Origin of the sequence: Stenotrophomonas sp. SAM-B, assembly GCF_013387485.1 — a bacterium.
Lineage (GTDB): Bacteria > Pseudomonadota > Gammaproteobacteria > Xanthomonadales > Xanthomonadaceae > Stenotrophomonas > Stenotrophomonas maltophilia_AA.
In genome coordinates this window covers 466,837-488,660 of record NZ_JABBXB010000001.1, presented here as the reverse complement: position 1 = coordinate 488,660, position 21,824 = coordinate 466,837, and the positions used below count along the sequence as shown (strand labels likewise).

The window sequence follows — 21,824 nt, the reverse complement described above, 5'->3', positions numbered from 1 at the left end:
TATGACCGCGCCCCGTGCCAATGGGGCATCGGTCGCGGCGACATACCGCTCAGCCGTGCGGATGCGCCTCGGCGGCCGCGCGGCGCAGCTCGGCCGCGCGCACCAGCACCTTCGGTGGTGCCGATTCTTCGGGGATTTCCATCAGGCCCAGCCGGTGCATCCAGACGCCCGCGGTGCGCGAGGAGGTGAAGCCCACCACCGGAATCGCCAGCACCATGCCGATCACCACCGGCGCCATCCACGCGGCCAGCGAGGGCGAGACCGCGTAGGCCAGCGCGCCCATGAACAGACCGAACACGCTCAGCCCGCCATAACCGCGCGCCAGCGCGAGCCAGGACACGCCGCCATCGTCACGCTGCTGCGCGTCCCAGCCCGAGTCCTTGCCGGCCAGCACTTCGGCCACGCCGCGCGACTGCACATACATCACCACCGGCGCCATCAACGCGGCGAGGATGGTCTCCAGCAGCATCGAAATGAAGGCGCGGATCGTGCCACCGCAGCCGCGACGTTCGACCGGCTCCAGCAGCATCGCCAGATAGCCCAGCACCTTCGGCGAGAGCAGCACCACCATGGTGATCGCGAACATGCGGATCACCTGGGTCTCGTCCTGGTGGCGCCAGTACACGCCGGGCGAGAGATGCAGCACTTCGTTGAGGTCGATGCCGCCCTGGAACAGCGGGATCGCGATCCCGACCAGCATCAGCATCGCCCACATCGGCGCGGTGAAGTAATGGCCGATGCCGACCAGCATGTGCATGCGGCTGACCCAGTGCAGGCCCTTGGAGCCCACCACCTTGGCGTGCTGCAGGTTGCCCTGGCACCAGCGGCGGTCGCGCACCAGCAGATCGGTCAGGGTCGGCGGACCTTCCTCATAGCTGCCTTTGAGGTACGGCACCATGTGGGTGGCCCAGCCGCCACGACGCATCAGCGCCGCCTCGACGAAATCGTGGCTGAGCACATGCCCACCAAACGGTTCCTTGCCCGGCAGCAACGGCAGGCCGGCCTGTTCGGCGAAGGCCTGGGTGCGGATGATCGCGTTGTGGCCCCAGTAGTTGCTCTCGGCGCCGTGCCACCAGGCCACGCCGCGGCCGATCACCGGGCCGTACACGCGCCCACCGAACTGCTGCATGCGGGCGAAGAGCGTACGCCCGCCGACCACTGCCGGCAGGGTCTGGATCAGGCCGACGTCCGGGTTGTGCTCCATGCCGGCCACCAGGCGCACGATGGTGTCGCCGGTCATCAGGCTGTCGGCGTCCAGGATCAGCATCTGAGGGTAGGCGCCGCCGAACCGGCGGACCCAATCGGCGATGTTGCCGGCCTTGCGCCCGCTGTTGTCGCCGCGGCGACGGTAGAAGATGCGGTCATGGCCGCCGACCGCATCGCACAGCGCGTGGAAGGCTTCTTCCTCGGCCTGCCCGACGTCATCGCGGCGGGTATCGCTGAGTACGTAGAAATCGAAGTTCGCCAGCTGCCCGGTCTCGGCGACCGACTCATAGATCGCCTGCAGACCGGCCAGCAACCGGCGCGGATCTTCGTTGTAGGTGGGCATCAGCAGCGCGGTACGCGTGTGCACGGTCGGCAGCGGCGCGTCCGGATCGATGCCCAGCTTGTAACCACGGTCGAACACCGCGGTCAGGAAGCCGGCCACGGCGCCGGCGAAGGACAGCGCGATCCACGCGAACAGGCCGACGAACAGCACCAGCAGGCACGCCTCGAGCACGCTGATGCCGTTGACGGCCAGCACCTTCCACATCATCCGGCTGGCAGCGATGGTCATCGCCGCGGTGCCGCCCAGGATGTAAAAGCGGCGCAGTCCGATCATCCGCGGCGAGGTGCGCTGGCGCCGGACCTGCAGCTGCCCGTCGCGCAACGACTGCTCGGGCATCGGCAACGGCGACTCGGCCGGCAACGTCGCCCGGCCGGCGTCCAGCGGGGCGATCAGGGTCTGGGTACTCATGCGCGGTGTCCCTGTGCAGGGCGTGCCAGGCCGGGGGTGCCAAGTGTGGAAAGGGGCATCCTGAGCCCGGCGTGCGCGATGGCACGCATTCGTCCTGTCGGCGCGGGCCGGAGACCGGCACGCAGCTGTTGTCTGTGACTACCGGAACCCACGAACTCTCCAAACCGACTTGAGACGAAAAATGCGGCTCAGTCTATGGCGCGAAATGTAAGGTGCGCGCGAAGGGCCGCGCGTCGATTTCTCCGCATTCAGCTTTTGGATCGAGACAACTGGAAGCCCCTGAACGACGATCGGCCCGCAGGCCCTGTGCCGTGGGCGTCTCCCCATTCAGCTTGGAACCGACGCGGGGGACGCGAAACCGCCACGCCAGCACTTCCAAGGGGCTCCGCCGGAACAGGAGAGCGCCAGTGGTGCGCAGTTTTCGACCGGCGAAGCGGTCCAGCGACGGGTCGTCGCTGACGTTGGCGACAGACGCCGGGTCAGCTCAGGCGAGGGTGGCGGCCACGGCCAGGTCGGTGGCGACCGGCGGGCGGGCGAGCGCACGCGCGCTCACCTGCGAGAACTGCAGCTGGGCGAGCAGGTGCTGTGCCTGGGTGGCGACCGGACACGGGGTGATCTGCGGTCCTGCTTCAGGGCGCTCGGGGGACATCACATCAATGGACATTGGCCTGGCATCTCGTTGACTTCTCATGACCTGCGGGGCTTCCGGCCGCGCGGATTGCGCACCCTAGCGGAAATTCGGGACGAATGTGTGACGGTGCCCTCAGTCCTTGCCAGAGGTCTTGGGAAGCGTCGAAATATTGGCGCTTATCAAGAGCTTGTCGGTATCATGTAATCGTTTTCAACACATGATTCGGATATGGATTCCAATACTGCTTCCCCCTACAGCCCCAAGTGGCAGTTCCGCTTCAACTTCTTCGAACAGCACGGCGCTCCCAATTCGCCGGCGTTCAAGGCCGCGTTCAAGACGTTGACGTTCGGCCAGCGGATCAAGATCAACTTCAACTTCTTCGCGCTGTTCTTCAGCTGGATCTACCTGCTGATCCTGGGCATGTGGCGCAAGGCGCTCACCATTCTGGGCATCACCCTCGTGCTGATGGTGATCCTGGCGTTCCTGCCGGACGTGGTCGGCCGGGCGATCGGCATGGCCTGGTCGGTCCTGATCGGGATGACCACCAACTATTCGTACTACCTGGAAAAAGTGAAGGGCGACACCAGCTGGAACCCCTTCGCCGGCATGCGTTGGTAAGCAACGCGCAGGCGTGAAGCACAAAAGCCCGGTCACTGACCGGGCTTTTTCGTGGGGCGGCGGTGCGGCGGCCGCGTGTGCTGCTTCAGCGCGGCGGGGGGCGTCGGCCTCCGGCGTCGATCACCACCTCGCCGTCTTCCTTGCGGAATGGCGCATGCACCGGCGGCAGGATTTCCAGGACCGTCTCCGACGGCCGCGCCAGACGCACCCCAAGTGCGGTCTGCACGAACGGCCGGTTGATCAGGATCGGATGGGCCAGCATCGCATCGAGCAGCTGCGCATCCGCCAGCGCTGGATCGTCCAGGCCGAGCTCGGCATACGGCGTGCCTTTCTGGCGCAGCGCATCGCGCACCTGCAGGCCGGCGGCGGCAATCAGTTCGACAAGCCGCTCACGATCCGGCGGCGTTTGCAGGTACTGCACCACCTCCGGTTCGACGCCGGCATGGCGGATCAACGCGAGCACGTTGCGCGAGGTCGCGCAGGCCGGGTTGTGATAGATGATGGCCTTCATGCGCGGTCTCCGGCAGCGGCCGACGGGCGCGTGACCGGCTCGAACACGCCCGCATTGCGGGCCAACCGCGCTGCTTCCGCATCATCCTTGCGCTCGCTGTAGCGGTCGGTCAGGTAGTCACTGTGGTCGCGCACCAGCAGCGTGAACTTCACCAGCTCCTCGACCACGTCGACGACACGATCGTAGTACGCCGACGGCTTCATCCGCCCCTCCCCGTCGAACTCCTGCCAGACCTTGGCAACCGAGGACTGGTTGGGGATCGTTACCATCCGCATCCAGCGCCCGAGAACCCGCAATGCGTTGACCACATTGAAGGACTGCGAGCCGCCCGACACCTGCATCACGGCCAAGGTGCGGCCCTGGGTCGGGCGCACACTGCCCTCGGTCAACGGCAGCCAGTCGATCTGGTTCTTGAACACTGCGCTGAGGGTGCCGTGACGCTCCGGACTGATCCAGACCTGGCCCTCGGACCACTGCGACCAGGCGCGCAGCTGCTGGACCCTGGGATCGCTGGCGTCCACCGCGTCGACCAACGGGAGCCCGTGCGGATCGAACACCCGCACCTCGGCGCCCAGGTGCTGCAGCAGGCGCTCCACTTCCTTGGCGAGCAACCGGCTGTACGACTGTGGGCGCAGCGATCCATACATCACCAGGATGCGGGGCGGGTGGGCACTGACACGGGCAGACAACCGGACGGCATCCGGACGGTCGACGACCGCATCGGTCAGGTGGGGCAGCAGGGACATGGGGTTGCTCCGGACGTATTGTTCCACTATTCTAGAAACATGGAACATAATAACGCAACCAACGCTCTCGCCGCCTTGGGCCACGCCACCCGCCTGAGCGTCTTTCGCCTGCTGGTGCAGGCCGGGCATGGCGGCCGGTTGGCCGGCGAGATCGCCACCGAACTGGGCCTGCCCGGCGCCACCCTGTCCTTCCACCTCAAGGAACTGAGCGCGGCTGGGCTGGTCAGCGCCGAGCCACGCGGCCGCAGCATCTGCTACCGCGCCGACTTCGAGGCGATGAATGGCCTGATCGGCTACCTGACCGAAAACTGCTGCGCCGGCGAGGCGGACTGCGGTCCGGCCGGCCAGTGCACACCGCCGCGCTGACACCGTGACCGGGCCCGTGGCAATGACGACGTCCTCCCCTTCCCGCCTGTCCTTTCTGGACCGCTGGCTGACCCTGTGGATCTTCGCGGCGATGGCGCTCGGCGTGGCCTTGGGCACCCTGTTCGACGGCCTGCCCGCCGCGCTGGATGCCATGACGATCGGCGGCACCAACCTGCCGATCGCCGCGGGCCTGATCCTGATGATGTACCCGCCCCTGGCGAAGGTGAAGTACGAGGCGCTGCCCGGCGTCTTCGCCGACAAGCGCGTGCTGGCAGTGTCGCTGCTGCAGAACTGGGTGGTGGGACCGGTGTTGATGTTCGCGCTGGCCGCGCTGTTCCTGCACGACCGGCCGGAGTACATGACCGGACTGATCCTGATCGGCCTGGCCCGGTGCATCGCCATGGTGCTGGTCTGGAACCAGCTGGCGCGCGGCGACAACCAGTACGTGGCTGGGCTGGTCGCGTTCAATTCGCTGTTCCAGATCGCGTTCTTCAGCGTCTATGCGTGGGTGTTCCTGACCGTGCTGCCGCCGCTGTTCGGGCTGCAGCGCAGCGTGATCGATGTCAGCACGTGGACCATCGCCGGCGCGGTGCTGGTGTATCTGGGGATTCCGTTCGCGGCGGGCTACCTCGGGCGGCGCTGGCTGCTGAAGCTGCGGGGTGCCGCGTGGTACGAAACGCGGTTCCTGCCGGCCATCAGCCCGATCACGCTGATCGCGTTGTTGTTCACCATCGTGGCGATGTTCAGCCTCAAGGGCGGTGACATCGTGCACATTCCGCTCGACGCGGTGCGGATCGCCATCCCGTTGACGATCTACTTCTTCGTGCAGTTCCTGCTGAGCTTCTTCATGGGCCGCTGGATCGCACGCGACTACCCGCGCACCACCGCGATCGCATTCACCGCCACCGGCAACAATTTCGAACTGGCCATTGCGGTGGCCATCGCCGCGTTCGGGCTGGGTTCGCCGGTCGCCTTCGCCGCTGTGATCGGGCCGCTGGTGGAAGTGCCGGTGCTGATCGTGCTCGTGCATCTGGCGCTGCGGCTGGGGCGCCGCGGGTTTCCGGCGAGCCCGGACGTGCGGTCACCGTGATCGCCCATCGCGTGGCGCTCATGCCAGGTGCAGATGGCCCTGGTACAGAGCCCACGCCGCCCAACCGGCAACGACGATCACAACCGCCACGATCACCTGCTCCGCCCGGGTGAATATCCGCTGCCCATGCCCGTGCTTGGCGACCGCGAACATGGCGATGCCCGGCGCGTACAGCAATACCGACAGCAGCACCTGGGACAGTCCGCCGGCATAGACCAGCCACAGCGCGTAGACCGTTGCCAGCCCGGCCACCAGCAGATCGCGGGCGCGCAACCCAGGTTGCCCGGCATAGGTTTCCCCGCGCAACGCGAGCAGGGCGCCGTAACCGGCCGAGAACAGATACGGCACCAGGCTCATCGATGCGCCCAGCAGCACCAGGCTGGTATAGGTGCCGGCACTGAACAGGGTAATGACCAGGAACAGCTGGATCAGCCCGTTGGTGAGCCACAGCGCATTGGCCGGGACCTGGCGCGCGTTCTCGTGCCCGAGGAAGGCTGGCATCGTGCCATCCCCCGCCGCGGCGTACAGCACTTCGGCGCACAGCAGCACCCAGGCCAGCAACGCCCCCAGCACCGAAACGATCATGCCGATGATGATCAGCGTGGCGCCCCAGGGGCCGACGATGGCCTCCAGCACGAACGCCATCGACGGGTTGCGCGCCTGTGCCAGTGCCTCCTGGCGCAGCACGCCCATCGAGAGCAGATTGACCAGCATCAACAGCGCAAGCACGCACAGGAACCCGATGATGGTCGCGCGCCCGACATCCGAACGCTTGGCCGCACGGCGCGAATAGATGCTGGCGCCCTCGATGCCGATGAACACCCAGACCGTGATCAGCATCATACCGCGCAGCTGCTCGCCGACGCTGCCCAGTTCCACCGTGCCCCAGAACTGCCCGGTGAAGATATCGGCCTTGAAGCCCACCGCGGCGATGATCAGGAACACCACGATCGGCACGATCTTGGCGACGGTGACGACCGCATTGACCAGCGCGGCCTGGCGGATGCCACGCAGGATCATCGCGTGCATCGCCCACAGCAGCACGGACGCGCACGCCACCGCCTGCCACGTATTGCCTTCGCCGAAGGCCGGCACGAAGTAGCCCAGCCCGCTGAAGATCAGCACGAAGTAGCTGACGTTGCCGAGCAGCGAACAGACCCAATAGCCCCAGGCAGCCGAGAAGCCGATGTAGTCGCCGAACCCGGCACGCGCGTACGCATAGATGCCGGTGTCCAGCTCGGGCTTGCGGTTGGCCAGGTTCTGGAACACGAACGCCAGCATCAACATCCCCAGCCCGCTGATCGTCCAGCCGATCAGGGCCACCCCCGGGCCCGCACTGCGCGCGATGTTCTGCGGCAACGAGAAGATGCCGGCGCCGATCATCGAGCCGACCACCAGCGCGGTCAACGCGGTCAGGCCGAGCCGGTCGGAACGAGAGGTCATGTGCTCACCATGCCCGGACAGGATAGCGCCGATGACCAACGCAGGGCGGTGAGCATCCGGTGAACCAGGCGTGCCGCTGCATGCGGCACGCCGGATGGATCAGAAGGTCTGCCAGTCGTCCCCGGCCACGGCCGCTGCGGGCATCCGCGCGGTGCTGCGCGCCGGCGCGGCGCGGCGTGCCGATGCACTGGCCGGGCCAGCACTGGACTGCAGGCGGAAGATCGCCACGGCAGTGCCCAGCTGCTGCGCCTGCTCTTCCATCGCGCGCGCCGCAGCCGTGGCTTCCTCGACCAATGCCGCATTCTGCTGCGTGGTCTCGTCCATCTGGGTGATGGTCTGGTTGACCTGCTCGATGCCGGCGGACTGTTCCTTCGAGGCCGCCGAAATCTCGGCCATGATGTCGTTGACCCGGCGCACGCCGGTGACGATCTCTTCCATCGTGCGGCCGGCAGTGTGCACCAGCGCCGAGCCCGCGCTGACCTGGGTGACCGAGTCGTCGATCAGGGTCTTGATCTCCTTGGCTGCTCCCGCCGAGCGCTGCGCCAGCGCGCGCACTTCCGTGGCCACCACCGCGAAGCCGCGGCCCTGTTCGCCGGCGCGCGCCGCTTCCACGGCGGCATTCAAGGCCAGGATGTTGGTCTGGAACGCAATGCCGTCGATCACCGAGATGATCTCGGCGATGCGCTTGGACGAGGCCTCGATGCCGGCCATCGTGGTCACGACCTGGCCGACCACCACGCCGCCCTGCGAGGCCACGTCGGCGGCGCCGGCCGCGAGCTGGTTCGCCTGCACGGCATGGTCCGCGTTCTGGCGCACGGTGGAGGTGAGCTCCTCCATCGACGCCGCGGTCTCCTCCAGGCTGGCCGCCTGCTGTTCGGTACGGCGCGACAGATCGCTGTTGCCCGCGGCGATCTCGCCGGCGGCCAGATTGATGCTGCCGGTCGCCTGCTGGATGCGGCCGACGATGTCGGTCAGCTGGGCCACGGTGGTGTTGGCATCGTCCCGCATCCGCGCGAACACGCCATGGAAATCGCCCTGCATGCGCGCGGTGAGGTCGCCCGCCGCGATCGCGCGCAGCAGCGCGGAGATCTGCTGCAGATTGTCATCGCTGACCTGCATCATCGTGTTGAGGTTCTCGACCATCGCGCGGAAGTCGTGGTCGAAACGCACGACGTCGCCGCGCTGGCTGAAATCGCCCACCGCCGCCGCGCCGGCCAGTTCCCCGATCTGGGTGTTGATCGCACGCAGGTTGGCCTTGGTGGTATCCATCGCGGCGGTGAAGGCCGCCTGTTCGCCGGGCAGGCGATCCATGTCCGGGCTCAGGTCACCGACCGCATAGCGCTGCATCACCTCGACCAGGCGGCGGGTCACCGCGATGTTGGCCCCGACCAGCTGGTTGGTGTCTTCCACCATCTTGCCGTACTCGCCCGGGAAGGCCTGCGCGTCCATGCGGTAGCTCAGCTCGCCTGCCTCGTGGCGCTGGGCCATCTCGCCCTGTGCGGCCATCACCGCGCGCAGCTGGCCGCGCATGCGCTGCATCGATTCCAGCAGGCGGCCCACCTCATCGTTGCGCGCCGGCGGCAGCGGCGTATCCAGACGGCCCTCGGCGACGTCGGCCGAGAGACGGACAGCATCGGCCAGGGGGCGGATCGCCTGCCGGCGCAGCAACACGTACACGCTGCCACTGAGCACCAGTGCCGCACCCAGGCCCACGGCGAGGATGATCCACAGCAGCGCGCGCGCCTTTTCGGTGATCAGCGCATGCGGCACGATCACGCCGAGTGCGAAGTGCTCTTCGCTGCCGCCGATGCGCAACGGCACGTAGGTTTTCACATCGCCCGCGGCATCCGGTTCGAAGGCGTCGAAGGTCTTGTCGGCCTTCACTGCCGCCAGCACCTGGGTGGTCAGCGCATCCTCGCGACGCTTGCCGATCTCGCTCGGATCCTTCGCAGCCAACACGATGCCGCCGGGCGAGATCAGTTCAACGTGGCCTTCGCCCATCGGGCGCAATGCGGCCAGGTGCTTCTGCAGGGCGGCCAGCGCGAAGTCCACCGTCACTACGCCGAGGAACGTGCCATCGTCGACCACCGGGGTGGACAGCGTGGTCATCAGCACCTTCTGCCCGGCGATCTCGTAGGTGTAGGGTTCGGCCACCGTCTGCCGCTTGAGCGCCTTCGGCTTGAGGTACCAGTCGCCATCACCGGGCACGTCGTACCCCTTCAGCGCATCCTGCATCGGGGCCCCCTCGTGCCAGGCCCAGTAGCTCATGAACCGGCCGGTGTCGTCGTGCGCCTCGGCACCGACGAACTCGGCGTCCTTGCCATCGAAAGCCTCCGGCTCCCACAACGTGCCGAAGCCCACCCATTCCGGGTGCACCTGCACCTGCTGGCGGATGACCGCGGCCACCGTCGCCCGGGAGAGCGTGCCCGCGGCGCGCTGGACCAGCAGGTTCTGCGCGAGCGCCTGGCTGGTGGCGAAGGCGCTGGACAGATCACCGCTCACCCGCAGCGCTTCGGCCTGGGCCTCGCTCTGCATGGTGTGGCGTGAGGCGTCGACCAGGGAGGCACTGGCTTCGCGGTAGCTGATGGCGGCGGTGACACCGAAGCAGAGCATGGCGATCAATGCGGTACCCAGCATCAGTCGGTTGGCGATGCTGCCGGGGCGCTTGGACGCGGTGGGGCGGGACACGGGCATGGGGGCGGTTCCGGAAAAAGGGCATACCGGCGGACGCAGTCACGCGCCGCCACGGAAACACGCAGTCCATTGCGGGCCGGCACGCGCGCGGTGTCATCACGGCGCGGCCAGCAGGGATCGATGCAACGTCGGATCGGCACAGGCAGCCCGCCGCCACTCCCGGCTGCGCTGGTCCTGTGCTGGGGGTCACCGCGTCGTACGCCACGGTGCCACCGCCCTGCCCTGTGGAGATGCCGCCTGCCCGCACCGTGACGGCGCCGGCCCAGAGAAGGGACTCAGCTGGATAACGGCGCAATGCGCGCGATGTTTAGCGCGGCTTCCTGACCGTGTTCAGTGAACGCCCGCGCCGCGCTCGCCACGCCCCAGCCGCTCCACCAGCGTCTGGCTGGCCGCATTGAGTCCGATCACCTCGACGTGGACCCCGCGCGCGCGCAGCTTGCCGGTCACCCGCTCCAGCGCACCGACCGCACTGAGATCCCATAAGTGCGCATGGGTCAGATCGATCTCCACGCGCTCGGGCACGTGCAGCAGATCGAACGCCGCGGCGAACTGCCCGGCCGAGGCGAAGAACACCTGGCCACTCACCGTGTAGACACGCGTGCCCTCGGCGGTCACGGCATCCTGGATGTCCAGCATCCGGCCCACCTTGCGGGCGAAGAACAGGGCCGACAGCAGCACCCCGGTGAGCACGCCCTTGGCCAGGTCATGCGTGGCGACGGTGACGATCACCGTACCCAGCATCACCACCGAGGAGCTTTTCGGGTGCAACCGGAACTCGGCGAACGAGCGCCAGTGGAAGGTGCCGATGCTGACCATGATCATCACCGCGACCAGCGCGGCCATCGGGATCTGCCGGACCCAGTCCGCGCCGTACACCACCAGCAGCAGCAACAGCACGCCGGCCACCAGGCACGACAGCCGCCCGCGTCCGCCGGAGGACACATTGATCACCGACTGCCCGATCATCGCGCAGCCGCCCATGCCGCCGAACAGCCCCGCGGTGATGTTGGCCAGGCCCTGCCCGGCGCACTCACGGTTGCGCTGGCTCGGCGTGTCGGTCATGTCTTCCACGATCTGCGCGGTCATCATCGACTCCAGCAGACCCACCACCGCCAGCGTGGCCGACACCGGCAGCAGGATGCGCAGGGTCTCCCAGGTGAGCGGCACATCCGGCAGCAGGAAGGTGGGCAGGCTGTCGGGCAGCGCGCCCATGTCGCCGACGGTGCGGATGTCCAGCCCGAGCCAGATCGAGAGCGCGGTCAGCACCACGATCGCCACCAGCGGCGAGGGCACCGCCCGGGTCAGCAGTGGCAGCAGGTAGATGATCGCCAGGCCCGCCGCGCACACGGCATACACCGTCCACGGCATCCCGATCAGTTCGGGCAGCTGCGCCAGGAAGATCAGGATCGCCAGCGCGTTGACGAAGCCGGTGATCACCGAGCGCGAGACGAAGCGCATCAGGGCGCCGAGTTTCAGCGCGCCCGCGACGATCTGCAGCAGCCCGGCCAGGATCGTGGCGGCCAGCAGGTACTGCAGGCCGTGATCGCGGACCAGGTCGACCATCACCAGCGCCATCGCGCCGGTGGCCGCGGAAATCATGCCCGGCCGTCCACCGGCGATGGCGGTGACCACCGCGATGCAGAACGACGCGTACAGGCCGACCTTGGGGTCGACCCCGGCGATGATGGAGAAGGCGATCGCCTCGGGAATCAGCGCGAGGGCGACCACGGCGCCGGACAGCAGATCACCGCGGATATTGCCGAGCCATTGCTGGCGCAGCGGATAGGAAACAGACATGGACAGACTCCACGCACCGGCGATGCGCACGGCGCGTTGTGTGATGAGGACAAGGCACTCCCTGAGCCAGCGCAATGGCCGGCGCGTCGTCAACGCGGTATCAGGGTGGCGTCATCACAAGGGTCCTGCCGGGGCAGCGGAAGCGGCGCGCAGGATAGCGCAGTCGCGGGCGGCCTCAAACCGGCCCGGATGGTTGACCCTTCACCCGGCGTGCGCCCACGATGGGTGCCTGTCCTCCTTCCAGGTGCCTTCATGTACGGTCTGATCGGCAAGATGTTGACCGCGCCCGGCCAGCGCGATGCAGTCATCGCGATCCTCCTGGAGGGCACCGTCACGATGCCCGGCTGCCACAGCTACGTGGTGGCGCGCGACCCTACCGCCGCGGAGGCGATCTGGATCACCGAGGTCTGGGACAGCCAGGAACTGCACCGTGCCTCGCTGGCACTACCGTCTGTCCAGGCGGCGATCGCGAAAGCGCGGCCGATGATCACGGCGTTCGGCGAGCGGTTCGAGACCGAGCCGGTGGGCGGCACGGGCACGCACGCGGTGCAGCCCTGATCACCGCGTGGCAGTGTCTGCCCATCGCGACGGCGCCTGCCCGGTCACCCGCCGGAACGCCGCGGCGAACTTGCCCGGGTTGGCGTAGCCCATCGCCAACGCGACCTCGGTAACGCTGCGGCCTGCCAGCAGCATCGGCTTGGCCGCCTCCATCCGGCGCCAGGTGAGATACGCGTAGGGCGTCATGCCGGTCGCAAGGCGGAAGCCGCGACTGAATCCACTGGCCTCCTGCCCGACTTCCTGCGCCATGCGGGCAACGCCCAGATCGTCGCCGAGATGGGCATCGATCAGTTCCTGCACGCGCTTGAGGTGCGTCGGTGACAGCGCGCGTCGCGTAGCGGGCGCCGCAACCGGCAGCCCCGCCAACCGCTTCAGCACCAGTTCGACACCGTGCTCGAAGAACGCGGCGGACCCGGCATGTGCCTCGGCACAGTGCCACAACGCCCCCAGCACCGAGGCGATCACCGGGTCGTCATGCAGCGCTGATGCCGCGCGATGCAGCTGCTCCAAGCGCACGCCATGCCCCTGCAGATGGCGCGCGTCGATCGCCAGGCCCAGCAGCGCCAAGGGTGGGCTGCGGAACTCGCCGGGGCAGTCCGGCAACACCACGTTGAACGTACCTGTGCGCCAGGGCTGCGCGATGCGCCCAAGCGCCGTGCGTTGATACAGCGCGCCGCCGCCCGCGGTGAGCAGCCCGATGCGCAGCGCGCTGCCCTCGCCCAGCGTGCCCTGCGCTGCCGGGAACGCGTGGCGGAGCATCAACACCGAGCCGTCGGCGTTGCCGACGCAGGCATCCAGCGGACGGCCGGCTTCGGCCGCCAGACGTTCGGCCACGACGGACGGTGGCGGGGCAAGGGAGCAGGTCATCAGGTGTCCAGTTCTGGAGCAGCCACGCCGGAAATGGAGCGGCGGCGCCCGATTGTTACACAATAACATTCGAGGATCCCTCCCATCACCGTGGTGCGCGCCACCACCTCCAGAGGCTCCTCGTGAAACACGCTGTACTCGCCGGCGCCGTGCTCGCCGCGCTTCATCTGCTGCCCAGCGCGCCCGCCCGCGCGCAGTCCACGCCTACCGACAAGGCCACCGAGCTGGACGGCATCGTGGTCACCGGCAGCAAACGCGATACCCCGTACCTCAAGAGCGACATGTCGGTCACCGTGCTCGACCGCGAAGCGCTCAAGGAAGCGCACGTCACCGAGTTCCGCGACCTGGACAAGCTGGCGCCGAACGTGAAGTTCAACGTGATGGGCCAGCTCAGCGACATGTTCATCTCCATCCGCGGGATCGAGTCGAACCCGTTCCTGGTCAACCGCGCCTCGGTCTACATCGACGGCATCCCGTTCCGCGAACTGAGCAACGCAGTGTTGAACCATGTCGAGTCGGTGGAGATCCTGCGCGGCCCGCAGGGCACGCTGTACGGGGCGAACAGCGAGTCCGGCCTGGTGCTGGTGCGTACGCGCGCACCGTCGGCGACGACCGAGGGTGAGGTGAATGTCGGGCTGACCTCTTTCGGCAACGGCCATGGCAGCGGCGTGGATGGCTTCCTCGGCGGCGCACTGGGCAACAGCGACCGGCTCTTCGGCTCGGTCGCGTTCATGGCCTCGGACGAAGACAGCTACCTCAAGAACCTCACGCCGTTCAATGGGGTCAAAGGCAAGGTCAAGGAGACCTACCTGCAGGGCAAGCTGCGCTGGGAGCCGACCGATACGCTGGCCATCAACGCGATCGCCTACCACCTGGGCACGCGTGCGCCCGGGATGTTCGAGTATGAGTACCTGCCGTTGGATGTGGGGCTGTACAACCGCACCTATGGCGATCTCTACAACGGCGGCCGCCGTGCGGGTGACTTCACCTACATCAACGATGCGCCCAAGCGCACCACCAGGAATGAAACCGTCGCCGGCACCAGCGCGCAATGGCAGCTCTCCGGCGGCACCCTGGATGCCGCGCTGTCCTACCGGCAGGAGGAAGACACCTCCGCCGGCTACGACTTCGACATGACCGCCACACCCGCGCTGGCCGGCCGCATCTACGACAAGCAGCACAGCTGGAACGGCGAGCTGCGTTTCAGCTCGCCCAGCGACCAGGCGCTGACCTACATCGCCGGCGTCTCCACCTACCGGCATCACAAGGATTCCATCCTCGGCACCCTGGTCGGCCCGCCGCTTCGCGGCCTCGGCAGCTATGACCTCGCCCCGCTGCAGGGCTCGGATGGCCAGGACTACAGCGTGTTCGGCACGGCCAGCTACACGCCACCCTCGCTGCCGAAACTGACCGCCAGCCTTGGCCTGCGCCATGAGCAGGCCAAGCGCTCCACCCGCCAGCGCGAAGGCACGCTCGATCTGGGCCCGGGCGGTCTGGTGTTCTATCGCGACGCCGAACTCGCACACACCTTCACTGCCACACTGCCACGCGTGTCACTGCGCTACGACGCCAGCGACACGCTCTCGTTCTACGCCGCATCGGCCAAGGGCTACATCCCGGGCGGCTTCAATCTGGCGGCCGCGCAGAGTGACGTCGTCAACGACAAGGTGCTGCGCTACGAATCTGAAATGATGTGGAGCCACGAGCTCGGCTTCAAGATGAACGTGCTCAACGGGCGCGGGCATATCGGTGGCGCGGTGTTCCACATCACCTCCGACAACTGGCAGGAAATCCAGCTGGCCACCGACGCCAACGGACGACCGATCTCCTCGGACTACGTCGGCTCGGATGCCTCGATCCGCTCGCGTGGCGTCGAACTGGAGGGTGCGCTGGAGGTCCTGCCCGGGCTGACGCTGATGGCAAATGCGGGTTACGTCGACGCCGAGTACCGCAAGCTGTTCGTCGGCGCCAATGAAAGCCTGGCCGGCAACGATGTGAAGCTCACCCCGCAGTACACCGCGTATCTTGCCGCCCGCTACCAGCACCGCTCCGGGCTGTTCGCGCGCGTGGAGTCGTCGTTCAATGGCCGCATGGCGCTGGACGAACGCAATCGCGCCTACCAATCTGTAGTGACGATCATCGGCCTGCAGATCGGCTATGAGACCGGGCCATGGAGTGCGCGTCTGTTCGTGGACAACCTGACCGACAAGCGGCGCATCAATGGGCTGATCTTCGACAACCTGGCGTTCGGACGAGACGGCAACTACTACGGCCCCATCGACCGCCCGCGCATCGTCGGTGCGGAAGTCGACTATCGGTTCTGAGGCAGCGTGGAGGGTGCTGCGGGCGGTGCCCTCCTACTCCTTGAGCACTTCCTGTACATCCACGATATCCACCCCCGAGACCTGCCCCAGCCAGCCATCGAACCACGGCTTGTGAGACGCGCCGACAATGGAGAGGACGCGGGAGCCCGGGTGGAGGCGAACCACATCCAGCACGTTGGCGACCATCCGGAGATTGCGGATCTCCCACCCTTGCACCCACATCTGCGGATAGTGCTGCACGGACACGGCGGCCAGCGCCGGCCGCACGTTGGACTCGGCCATCAGCGCCTGTGTCCGTGGCGCATTGGTGAGCCTATACAGCGATAGCATGTCCTTGGCGGTGACGACGCGCTTCTGCTCGTCAATGACCGGCTGCAGGCGCGATCGATCCGCGCTCCATGCATCCTGCACCGCCTTGCCAAAGGCCGCGCGATCCGGAATCTGATGGGTGCCGCCGGTGTGGTCATCGACCGGATACACGCGCTGATGCCCGAGTCGCGCCGCCAGGCGGGCGGCAACCTGATAATCCTCGTTGTTGCGCGCGTCGAGCTGCTGCAACATCTCGACCAGGGAGTCGTCCAATCCGTCGCCTGGGTGCTGCTCGGCACGGGGCAGCTGCAACCATTGCACATAGGCCGACGCCCGCTCACCCGCCGCCAGGAACACGGCAGCCAGCCTGCGGCGCTGCGCGTGCGTGGGCGCAGCTGGCCAGACCTTCAATTGGTTATTGACCTCAACGATTGCGGAAGGCACATCGAGCCCGGTGGCCGTCTTCGCCGCGTCCGTGCTCGCGCAGAAATCCTCGCCGTATACCCCCGGGTGACGCGCTGCCAGATCGCACTGCTCTCCGCTGAGCGCCTCGATCGTGATGAACTCCGGTTTGAACGCGGCCAGCCTGTCCAATACGGGGTCGAGCGATGTCCGGTCGAAATCCTTGTACTCGCTCAGGTGCACACTGCCCAGCACGAGAATCCCGGTACGAGGGCCGACCATGTCCTTGTCCAGATCCGCCAGCGCGGTCTGTGCGTGGGCGCAGATCGGCACCATCAGCATCATGCTGGTCGACATCAGGAGCTGCTTCATGCATCACCACCAGTGAATTCCGTTGGCGCCTTTCTATCAGCCCGCAGGGCATCGGCCGCGTGCCGGATGGCAGGGGGCCGATCGGGGCGATCGCGATACCCGTTGCTGTCCACACGGTGGCAGAATTGCGCGCCCGGCACCTGCTGCGGGCACACCTTGAGGAACCCAGGCATGTCGGACGAAAGCAGCAAAGACGAGTGGATCAGGTGGGTGATGCTGCTCATCTTCTTCGCCATGCTGTTCGGCATCCCCAACAGTTCACCGTGGTTCGGATTGGTATTCGTGTACCTGATGGGCACCGGGCTGTTCATCGTGGGCAGCATCGCCTGGATCGCCTTGCGCGGCCGCCGGGCAGCGCTGGCGTTGGCTCGCACGCCCCCCACGCGCGCCCTGCACACCCGCGAGGTGAAGGCGCTGGTGTGGTTCGGCCAACCCGAGCGGATCGTCTGGCGCATGCCACGCGGGAACGTGATCGATCTGGTCAAGGCGGCACAGGCCGCAGGCACCCGCCCGGTAGTGCGCACGGTGCGTGGACCGTACCGCGTGATGGTGCGCGCGAGGCATCACGAGCGGCATGACTTCATCGGCGAGGTGGAGGTGGTCATGCTGCCGGGTGCTGACCGCCACATCCGCGACATCAATGAAGCCGAGGTAGTGCTCTGCGGAAAGTTCGCGGTGGTGCTGGCGTTGAATGGCGCGTGGCGGATCGACCAGGCGCCGTCACTGCTGAGGTAAGGCGCGCCCGCTGTGGTCCGGGCGCCCCTGCCTGAGCGGGGTGCTTGGCAACACTACGGCGATCCCGCACAGTTCCCCCATGCCCCCAGATCCGACTGCACCATGACACGCCTGCTCATCATCGAGGACAACCCCGAGTTGGTGGCCAACCTGTACGCATTCCTGGAGCCGCTGGGCTATGTGCTCGACGATGCACGCGATGGCGCTGCGGGCCTGCGCCTGGCGACCGGGAATGACTACGACGCGATCCTGCTGGATCTGATGCTGCCGCGGCTGGACGGCATGACGCTCTGCCACAAACTTCGTCAGGAATTCCAGAATCCCGTACCGGTGATCATGCTGACCGCGCGCGATCCGGTGGATGACCGCGTGCAGGGCTTTGCACTGGGCGCGGACGATTACCTGGTCAAACCTTTCTCGTTGATAGAGCTCGATGCACGCATCCAGGCGCTGGTGCGCCGTGCCCAGGGCCGCAGCGTCCAAGGCACGCTGACCTGGCAGGACCTGCGGGTGGACACCCGTGCACCGCAGGCGTGGCGGCAGGGCCAGACCATTACGCTGACCCCCAGCACCCATAAGCTGTTGCTGTGCCTGATGCGGGCCGCGCCCGGCGTGGTCAGGAAGCAGGAAATGGAATACCTGCTGTGGGGCGACCATCCGCCGGAAAGCGGTGCGTTGCGGACGCATATCCACGAGCTTCGGCAGCATGCGGACAAGAGCTTCACGTATCCGCTCATCGAGACGGTGCACGGCATCGGATGGCGCTTGAGTGCGCCAACGAGGTCTGTTCCGGAATGACGACCCGAGGAGGGCAGTTGCCGTCATGAAAGCGATCTACCGCCAGATGACGCTCAGAACGCGTATCACCGTGTCGTTCGTCCTGCTGATGGTGGCCGTCATGGGCTTCGTGGTCGCCGCCGAGCAGTTGGATTATGACGAGCTCAGGGCCTACGTCATTTCGAGAAGCCTGCACGACGAGATGGATCGCCTGCAGGCCGACCTTGCCGATGGCACGCCGCCGGCGCTGTCTGCGGGCAGTGAGCTCTATGATGGGCGAAACGTGCCCGATGCACTGCGCCCGTATACACCGGGCTATTACAGCGCCGACCCGCCCGACGTCTGGCATCTGCTGGTGTTCGACCTCGGCGACCAACGTTACTACCTCCGCCAGGATGCCGAGCGGTACCAGTATCTGGAGCACGTGATCGATGGCTATGCGCTCGTGGTCATGCTGTTGTGCATCCTCTGCGCATTCTGGATCGGGCGACTGACGGCAGCACGCGTCATCGCCCCCATCACCCAGCTGGCCGATGCCGTGCAGCGCGGGCAGACACCGTTTCCCTTCCAGGAGGCACGCGACGAGATCGGGGTGTTGGCGCGCGCCTTCGCACAGCACAGCGACGAGGCGGAGCAGTACCTGCAGCGTGAACGATGCTTCGTGGGGGATGCCAGTCATGAACTGCGCACGCCTCTGGCCATCATTTCCGGCGCGGCTGAGACCATCGTTCACCAGCTGCCCGAGGACAGCCACCTGCGAGCGAGCGGCGAGCGTATCGTTCGGACCACGCAGGAAATGCAGCGCCAGCTGTCCTGCCTGTTGCTGCTCTCGCGTGACCCACAGCGTCTTGCCAAGGAGAACGTCCCGCTGCGTCCGTTGATCGAGGAATGCATGACGCGCTGCCAGCCCTGGCTGGCGGGCAAGCCGGTCGTCCTGCTGCTGGATACGCCGCAGGACCCCAGCATCCACACCAACGCCGAGCTGGCGCGCAGCGTGGTCTGGAACCTGCTGCGCAATGCCTGCCAGTACACCGACAAGGGCGAAATCCGCATCACCGTGCGGGACGCCACGCTGTCCATTATCGACACCGGTCCAGGCCTGCCACCCAGCATGGATCCCCAGCAGTTCCAGCGCTTCGCACCAAGCCTGCGCGAGAGCGGGGAAGGGCTTGGCCTGTCGATCGTGCAACGGATCGTGGACCACCTGGGCTGGCGCATGGCCGTGGAGAGTTCGGAGAACGGTTGCCGCTTTACGCTGGACATGTCCGGCACGCAGGGTCAGCAACAATAGGCTCGACCGCATTGCGGCAACCAAGCGCTTTCGCGCCCCCTCCTGACAGCTTCCTGACGCCGCCTCTCCCATCCTGTGCACCCATCAATCCATGCAGGAGATGCAGATGCACTGGTCAGACCCGGAGGGAGCCGGCAAGTATCGCCACGGAAGAACCGGATTCAACCGGATTGTCCATACCGTGATCCACTCGCGGGACGGGTTCCTCGCGACCGTGCGGGGCGAAGCCGCCTTTCGACAGCTGCTGGTTCTGCATGGCGTTCTGATGGGAGGCACGTTTGTCCTCGACGTCAGCCCGGTGGAACGGGCGTTGATGCTGGCCGTCAGCTTCATCAGCCTGATCGTGGAACTGCTCAACTCCGCCATCGAAGCCGTTGTTGATCGCATCTCGCTCGACCTTCACCCGCTGTCAAAGAATGCCAAGGACATGGGCAGTACCGCTCAAGCCACGGCGCTGTTGATGGTGGGCGCCGTATGGGCGGTCATCCTGCTCGGATAGAGCCCGGAAAAGCACCCGGCAGTGCACCTGACAACTTCCTGATAAACACATTCTGATACTGCGCGCACTTTTCATTCATTGGAAGAATGCGCGTGTTTCAGCGTCTTATGTTCGTGCGACTCAACCCGGTGCAGCTGACATGGATAGTCGCACTGTTCTTCACCACCGTCGGCAACGTTGCCCTGTGGCAGGCGCTGTGGAGGCACGCGGAGTTCGACAGCGTGCGCGGCGTGCTGTTCTTCCTGAGCCTGCCGGTCTTCTTCTTCTGCCTGTTCAACCTGCTGCTCATGCCGGTGCTTGCGCTGCCTTACCTGCGCAAGCCATTGCTGGCGCTGCTGGTGATCATCAGCGCCGCCAGCACCTACTTCATGCTGCACTACAACGTCCTGATCGACCGCAGCATGGTGCAGAACGTGTTCGAGACCAACCAGGCCGAGCTCGGCTCTTACTTCTCGGTCCCCTTGCTGCTCACCATCGTACTCCTGGGCGCGCTCCCAGCCGCCGCGATGATGTCGCTGCGCATCCGCAGCGGGTGCGTGCTGCAGACCACTTCCTGGATGCTGGTCAACGTGCTCGCGACCCTGGCGATCCTGGCCGTGATCTCCATGCTGTTCTACAAGGACTATGCCTCCCTGCTGCGCAACAACCGCGAGCTCAGGGACCAGGTACTGCCGGTCAACTTCGTGCGCCATGCCAACGGCTATCTCAAGCGGAAGTACATCGCGGTGTCACGGCCGCTGCAGCCCGTCGCCGAGGATGCCACCCGTCCGCCGACGAGCACGGACAGGCGTCCCAGGCTGGTGATTGCCGTGGTGGGCGAAACCGCGCGTGCGCAGAGCTTCCAGCTCAACGGCTACCCGCGCGCCACCAATCCCGTGCTGTCAAAGCGAAGCGACATCATTGCCTTCAAGAACGTCTCGTCGTGCGGCACGGCCACGGCCATCTCCCTGCCGTGCATGTTCTCCAGAATGACACGCACCCAGTACGATGACGTACGCGCGGCGACGGAAGAAAATCTCCTGGATATCCTGAAGCGTACCGGTGTGAACATCCTCTGGCGCAACAACAACAACGGTGGCTGCAAAGGCGTGTGCGCGCGCGTGCCCACCGATGACATGCCGGCCTTCAAGGTGGCCGGGCAGTGTGTCAACAAGGACGGCACCTGCTACGACGAAGTGCTGCTGCATCAACTGGACGCGCGCATCGACGCCATGCAGGGGGACGGCCTGATCGTGCTCCACCAGCTGGGCAGCCACGGCCCAACCTACTTCGAGCGTTACCCAGCCGACGGCAACGTCTTCACGCCAACCTGCGACAGCAACCAGATCCAGAAGTGCACCAACGCGGCGCTGACCAATACGTACGACAACACGTTGGTCTACACCGACCGCATGCTGGGCAGGACCATTGACCTGCTGCAGGGCTATGCGGAGCAGCGGGACGTGGCCATGATCTACGTCTCCGATCATGGCGAGTCGCTTGGCGAGCGCGGCATCTACCTGCACGGCACGCCGTACCTCATTGCGCCTCAGGAGCAGACCCGCGTCCCGATGGTGATGTGGTTCTCGCCCGCGTTCGCGCACCATGCAAACCTCAACCTGGCCTGCCTGCGAAACCGTGCCGAGGGCACGGCGTACAGTCACGACAACGTTTACCACTCCCTGCTGGGGCTGTTCGATATCCGCAGCCAGGCCTACCAGCGTGAGCTGGACCTATTTGCCGCGTGCCGCGCCTGAGTGCACCAGCGCGCGCCCTCACTGACGGCTGGCGCCCGCGGTTGGGTCGGCGACGCAACACGGCCGTCACGGGCGCACGCGCATAACGTGCCAACGCCACG

General features: G+C 66.4%; 20 protein-coding genes. 10 read left to right on the top strand and 10 right to left on the bottom strand.

Features of this window, described 5'->3' with window-relative positions:
- Nucleotides 1-49: 49 nt before the first annotated feature.
- Both mdoH and HH110_RS02075 read right to left on the bottom strand, forming a co-directional pair.
- Nucleotides 50-1,957: a glucans biosynthesis glucosyltransferase MdoH gene (gene mdoH, locus HH110_RS02080; protein ID WP_176988100.1), complete on the bottom strand. Its 1,908-nt coding sequence runs from the start codon at nt 1,955-1,957 to the stop codon at nt 50-52.
- Between the two features lie 484 nt (nt 1,958-2,441).
- Nucleotides 2,442-2,621 (bottom strand): hypothetical protein, encoded by a 180-nt coding sequence (locus tag HH110_RS02075; RefSeq protein WP_176988099.1) that lies wholly within the window; start codon nt 2,619-2,621, stop codon nt 2,442-2,444.
- A gap of 195 nt (nt 2,622-2,816) precedes the next feature.
- Here HH110_RS02075 and HH110_RS02070 point away from each other — a divergent pair, with 195 nt between their 5' ends.
- Complete coding sequence (locus tag HH110_RS02070; RefSeq protein ID WP_176988098.1) at nt 2,817-3,206, top strand: DUF2628 domain-containing protein; 390 nt, start codon at nt 2,817-2,819, stop codon at nt 3,204-3,206.
- Between the two features lie 85 nt (nt 3,207-3,291).
- On the opposite strand, the gene arsC is transcribed toward HH110_RS02070, so the two are convergent.
- Nucleotides 3,292-3,717 (bottom strand): arsenate reductase (glutaredoxin), encoded by a 426-nt coding sequence (arsC, locus tag HH110_RS02065; protein ID WP_176988097.1) that lies wholly within the window; start codon nt 3,715-3,717, stop codon nt 3,292-3,294.
- Nucleotides 3,714-4,463, bottom strand: a complete 750-nt coding sequence (gene arsH, locus HH110_RS02060) for an arsenical resistance protein ArsH (RefSeq protein WP_176988096.1) — start codon at nt 4,461-4,463, stop codon at nt 3,714-3,716. Before arsH ends, arsC begins: the two co-directional genes overlap by 4 nt.
- A gap of 39 nt (nt 4,464-4,502) precedes the next feature.
- Here arsH and HH110_RS02055 point away from each other — a divergent pair, with 39 nt between their 5' ends.
- Together HH110_RS02055 and arsB are read left to right on the top strand one after the other, a co-directional pair.
- Nucleotides 4,503-4,829, top strand: coding sequence for a helix-turn-helix transcriptional regulator (locus HH110_RS02055; RefSeq protein WP_176988095.1), 327 nt, complete (start codon nt 4,503-4,505; stop codon nt 4,827-4,829).
- 22 nt (nt 4,830-4,851) lie between these two features.
- Nucleotides 4,852-5,919, top strand: coding sequence for an ACR3 family arsenite efflux transporter (arsB, locus tag HH110_RS02050; RefSeq protein WP_176988094.1), 1,068 nt, complete (start codon nt 4,852-4,854; stop codon nt 5,917-5,919).
- Between the two features lie 18 nt (nt 5,920-5,937).
- On the opposite strand, the gene arcD is transcribed toward arsB, so the two are convergent.
- The 3 genes from arcD to HH110_RS02035 all read right to left on the bottom strand — a co-directional run bounded on the left by arcD (nt 5,938) and on the right by HH110_RS02035 (nt 11,853).
- Complete coding sequence (arcD, locus tag HH110_RS02045) at nt 5,938-7,362, bottom strand: arginine-ornithine antiporter (protein WP_176988093.1); 1,425 nt, start codon at nt 7,360-7,362, stop codon at nt 5,938-5,940.
- 99 nt (nt 7,363-7,461) lie between these two features.
- Nucleotides 7,462-10,056 (bottom strand): methyl-accepting chemotaxis protein, encoded by a 2,595-nt coding sequence (locus tag HH110_RS02040; RefSeq protein WP_176988092.1) that lies wholly within the window; start codon nt 10,054-10,056, stop codon nt 7,462-7,464.
- 330 nt (nt 10,057-10,386) lie between these two features.
- Complete coding sequence (locus tag HH110_RS02035) at nt 10,387-11,853, bottom strand: SulP family inorganic anion transporter (RefSeq protein WP_241696368.1); 1,467 nt, start codon at nt 11,851-11,853, stop codon at nt 10,387-10,389.
- A gap of 252 nt (nt 11,854-12,105) precedes the next feature.
- Between HH110_RS02035 and HH110_RS02030 the strand changes: the two genes are divergently transcribed.
- The gene (locus HH110_RS02030) at nt 12,106-12,411 is read left to right on the top strand and encodes a putative quinol monooxygenase (protein ID WP_176988091.1); all 306 of its coding nucleotides are present in this window, start codon (nt 12,106-12,108) and stop codon (nt 12,409-12,411) included.
- Here the strand turns inward: HH110_RS02030 and HH110_RS02025 are convergent, their stop codons facing one another.
- Nucleotides 12,412-13,278, bottom strand: coding sequence for an AraC family transcriptional regulator (locus HH110_RS02025; protein WP_176988090.1), 867 nt, complete (start codon nt 13,276-13,278; stop codon nt 12,412-12,414).
- Between the two features lie 122 nt (nt 13,279-13,400).
- Here HH110_RS02025 and HH110_RS02020 point away from each other — a divergent pair, with 122 nt between their 5' ends.
- Nucleotides 13,401-15,602, top strand: coding sequence for a TonB-dependent receptor (locus HH110_RS02020; protein ID WP_176988089.1), 2,202 nt, complete (start codon nt 13,401-13,403; stop codon nt 15,600-15,602).
- A gap of 33 nt (nt 15,603-15,635) precedes the next feature.
- Here the strand turns inward: HH110_RS02020 and HH110_RS02015 are convergent, their stop codons facing one another.
- Both HH110_RS02015 and HH110_RS02010 read right to left on the bottom strand, forming a co-directional pair.
- Nucleotides 15,636-16,685 carry a DUF5694 domain-containing protein gene (locus HH110_RS02015; RefSeq protein WP_241696367.1) on the bottom strand — a complete coding sequence of 350 codons (1,050 nt, stop codon included), beginning with the start codon at nt 16,683-16,685 and terminating at the stop codon, nt 15,636-15,638.
- A complete protein-coding gene (locus HH110_RS02010; RefSeq protein WP_176988088.1) occupies nt 16,682-16,909 on the bottom strand; it encodes a hypothetical protein in 228 nt (75 codons plus the stop codon). The genes HH110_RS02015 and HH110_RS02010 overlap by 4 nt, the downstream gene beginning before the upstream one ends.
- On the opposite strand from HH110_RS02010, the gene HH110_RS02005 reads away from it, so the two are divergent.
- From HH110_RS02005 to HH110_RS01985, 5 genes are all read left to right on the top strand, one after another.
- Nucleotides 16,899-17,420: a hypothetical protein gene (locus HH110_RS02005; RefSeq protein ID WP_176988087.1), complete on the top strand. Its 522-nt coding sequence runs from the start codon at nt 16,899-16,901 to the stop codon at nt 17,418-17,420. The genes HH110_RS02010 and HH110_RS02005 overlap by 11 nt on opposite strands.
- A 102-nt stretch (nt 17,421-17,522) precedes the next feature.
- Complete coding sequence (locus HH110_RS02000; protein WP_176988086.1) at nt 17,523-18,218, top strand: response regulator transcription factor; 696 nt, start codon at nt 17,523-17,525, stop codon at nt 18,216-18,218.
- A gap of 25 nt (nt 18,219-18,243) precedes the next feature.
- Nucleotides 18,244-19,488, top strand: coding sequence for a HAMP domain-containing sensor histidine kinase (locus HH110_RS01995; protein ID WP_176988085.1), 1,245 nt, complete (start codon nt 18,244-18,246; stop codon nt 19,486-19,488).
- Nucleotides 19,489-19,588: 100 nt separating this feature from the next.
- Entirely contained in the window at nt 19,589-19,987 is a 399-nt protein-coding gene (locus HH110_RS01990) for a diacylglycerol kinase (RefSeq protein WP_342589209.1), read from the top strand.
- A gap of 86 nt (nt 19,988-20,073) precedes the next feature.
- A complete protein-coding gene (locus HH110_RS01985; protein ID WP_194243559.1) occupies nt 20,074-21,723 on the top strand; it encodes a phosphoethanolamine transferase in 1,650 nt (549 codons plus the stop codon).
- Nucleotides 21,724-21,824: the final 101 nt, after the last annotated feature.